This is a genomic window from Falsiroseomonas oryzae (assembly GCF_027856955.1).
In the GTDB taxonomy this organism is placed as follows: Bacteria; Pseudomonadota; Alphaproteobacteria; order Acetobacterales; family Acetobacteraceae; genus Falsiroseomonas; species Falsiroseomonas oryzae.
On sequence record NZ_JAPSMD010000534.1, the window covers coordinates 1 to 3,129 of the forward strand.

Here is a 3,129-nt window from a genome sequence, read left to right on the forward strand (position 1 = left end):
GTCGGTGCCGCGCCCCGCCGGGCGCCGGTTGGCGGCGGCCCAGCGCGCTGCCGCCATGCTGGCGTCGTCGGGCTCGGCGTCGATGGGCACACTCGCCCGCACGACCGGCTCGGGCGCGGTCTCGCCCGGCAGCGGGGGCAGAAGCAGCAACACGCAGGCGGGCCCGCCGGCGATGCGCGACGCCTCCTCCGCGATGGCGAGCACGAGGTCGCTCTTGTCGCCCGGCGCCCCGAGGCGGCGGCTGAATTCGACGAGGCGTCGCAGGCTGAGCATGCGCGCCCGCGCCGCCCGGACGGAGCGGCCGAGGCCGCCGGTGGTGCCGGCCAGCAGCAGGGCGACGAGGGCAAAGACGACGACGCCCACCACGTCCTGCGGCCCGGCGATGGTGAAGGTGTAGCGCGGCGGCAGGAAGAGGAAGTTCCAGGCCAGGAAGGACAGCGCGGCGGCCAGGGCACCCTGGACCGGACCGAAGCCGACCGCCGCCGCGACGATCGGCACGAGGTAGATCATGCCGAGAGCGCCCTCGGGCACCACGCCATCGACGGCCTGGCCAACCGCGGTCGCCAGCGCCACGAGAAGTGGGGGTGCGGCCCAGCCGACCCAGGCCGGCAGGGCGCGACGCTCGGGCGCGAGGCGACGGGGCGCGCCTGCCGGTTCCGGGACGAGGTGCAGGGTGAAGTCGGTCGCCTGCCGTAGCAGCGTCGCGGACAGTGTCCGACCCGTCAGCCGTCGCCGCCATGCCGGCCGCCCGCGGCCGATGACGAGATGGGTCACGTTCCGCGCCCGCGCCTCGCGCAGGATCGTGGAGGGCAGGTCGGCGCCGACCACCGTCTCGGCCTCCGCCCCCAGCCGCTCCGCCAGCCGCAGCGCGGGGCCCGGGTCGGCGGAGGCGTCTGCCGTCGGCTGCTCGACATGCAGCGCGACGAGCGGTGCCTTCAACGCATCGGCGACCCGCCGCGCCTCCCGCACCACCATCTCGGCCGAGGGATCGGCGCCGACCAGCGCCATCACGCGCTCACCGGCCGGCCAGGGGCCTGCGATGGCGTTGGCGCGCATGTAGCCGGTGACGTCGGCATCCACCCGCTCCGCGGTGCGGCGCAGGGCCATCTCGCGCAGCGCGGCAAGGTTGCCCTCTCGGAAGAAGCCCTTGAGCGCGCGGCTCGCCTGGTCGGGGCGGTAGATGCGGCCCTGGCGCATCCGCTCGATCAGCTCGGCGGGCGGTATGTCGATCAGCTCGACCGCGTCGGCCTCGACCAGCACGCGGTCGGGCACCGTCTCGGCCACGCGCACGCCGGTGATGCGCGCCACCGCCTCCGAGAGGCTCTCAAGGTGCTGGACGTTCATTGTGGTCCAGACCTCGATGCCGGCCTCGCGCAGCTCCTCCACGTCCTGCCACCGCTTGGCGTGCTGGCTGCCCGGCGCGTTGGTGTGCGCCAACTCGTCCAGCAGCAGGACCTGCGGCCGGCGTGCCAGGGCGCCGTCCAGGTCGAACTCCTCCAGCTCCTGGCCGCGATAGGCGATGCGGCTGCGCGGCAGGATCGGCAGGTCGCCGATGGCCGCCTGCGTCTCGGCGCGGCCATGCGTCTCGACGATGCCGATCAGAACGTCGGTGCCACCGGCGTGCCGACGACGCGCCTCGGCCAGCATCTCCATCGTCTTGCCGACGCCCGGCGCGGCGCCAAGGAAGACCTTCAGCCGCCCGCGCCCCTCCCGCCGCGCGAGCGCGAGCAGGGCATCCGGGTCGGCGCGGACGGGTTCACCGGACATCGGGCGCAGGATAGCAGGACCGGGGCCGCTCGGGTTGATCCCCGGCCGCGCGAACGTCCAGGGGGGGCGCGCGGAACCCTCGACGGATGGCGGCATGATCTGCTTCTACGCGGAGCGCGACGGGGCGCTGGTCCGCCCTCACGTCGACGCCGACCCGCTGCCCTTCCGCGCCTTCGAGGCGCAATGCGCCCGCCACCCGGAGCTGTCCGCCGGCGCCGGGCGGCTGTTCCTGGCGCTGGTTGGCAGCATCGTCGAGCGCGTCGCGCAGCTGCTTGAGGGAGCCGAGGCGGAGCTTGACCGGTTGTCGGACGCGATCTTCGCGGAGGAGGCGACCGGCATGGCGACGCAAGTGGACGCACCCGCCCGCGGCAGGCGCGCGCGGACCGACGCTATGGCGGTGATCAAGCAGCTCGGCCGCGCCAACACGCTGGCCGCGCGGCTGCGCGACAGCCTGGCGGGCATCGGCCGGATGCTCGCCTTCTACCGCGGCAGCATGGGCGACCGGCTGGAGGAGGCGCAGCGTTCGCGCGTGAAGGCGCTGGAACGTGACATCCGCTCGCTGGCCGAGCTGGCGCATGAGGTCGGCTTCCTGCTGGAGGCGACTCCCGGCCTGATCGATGTCGAGCAGAACCGCATCATCGGTGTCTTCACCATCGCCGCGGTGATCGCGCTGCCGCCGACGCTGATCGGCACGACCTACGGCATGAACTTCGAGCACATGCCGGAGCTGCGATGGCGATTCGGCTACCCGCTGGCGCTGCTGGCGCTGGGGGCATCCGCGGTGCTGCCCTATCTCTGGTTCCGCCGGCGCGGCTGGCTGGAGCGGGGCGATCGCATCGGGCCGTCCTGGCCGGCTCACCGGTGAGTCCGGCGGCCCTCCCACATGCGCAGGACCAACGCCGCGACGCAGGCGACGACGGCGAGCCCGGCGATCCAGAGCAGGATCATGGTGGGGGCCGCCAGATTGCTGCCGCCCGTCAGAAGGAGGCAGGCGATCGTCCAGGCGAAGCCAGCGACGATGCCGAGCGACACGATGTCCGTACGCCGCCGCCGCCCCGCGCTGCCTGGATACTGACGCATGGCACCTCGACATCCGATGACCGACTCAGCGCAGCGCGTCCAGCGCCAGGTTCAGGCGCAGCACGTTGACGCGCGGCTCGCCAAGCAGGCCGAGTTGGCGCCCCTCGGTGTGCTGCGCGACGAGATCCGCCACGCGCGCCTCCGGCAGGCCTCGGGCCTGCGCCACGCGCGGCGCCTGCCGCGCGGCAGTCTCCGGGCTGATGTGCGGGTCGAGGCCGGAGCCGGAGGCGGTGGCGGCATCGGCCGGCACCGGGCCGCCGCCGAGCGGTGCGACGCGCTCCC

General features: G+C 74.2%; 4 protein-coding genes. 1 reads left to right on the plus strand and 3 read right to left on the minus strand.

Translation table 11 applies throughout. From position 1 onward, the window contains the following. Positions 1-1,767 (minus strand): DUF4118 domain-containing protein (locus OZN99_RS28360; RefSeq protein WP_270938572.1); only part of this gene is annotated, 1,767 nt, incomplete at its 3' end. A 94-nt stretch (positions 1,768-1,861) separates the two neighbouring features. Between OZN99_RS28360 and OZN99_RS28365 the strand changes: the two genes are divergently transcribed. After that, positions 1,862-2,632, plus strand: a complete 771-nt coding sequence (locus OZN99_RS28365; RefSeq protein ID WP_270938573.1) for a CorA family divalent cation transporter — start codon at positions 1,862-1,864, stop codon at positions 2,630-2,632. On the opposite strand, the gene OZN99_RS28370 is transcribed toward OZN99_RS28365, so the two are convergent. Continuing rightward, a complete protein-coding gene (locus OZN99_RS28370; protein WP_270938574.1) occupies positions 2,623-2,847 on the minus strand; it encodes a hypothetical protein in 225 nt (74 codons plus the stop codon). The genes OZN99_RS28365 and OZN99_RS28370 overlap by 10 nt on opposite strands. A 25-nt stretch (positions 2,848-2,872) precedes the next feature. Next, positions 2,873-3,129 (minus strand): potassium-transporting ATPase subunit C (locus OZN99_RS28375; RefSeq protein WP_270938575.1); only part of this gene is annotated, 257 nt, incomplete at its 5' end.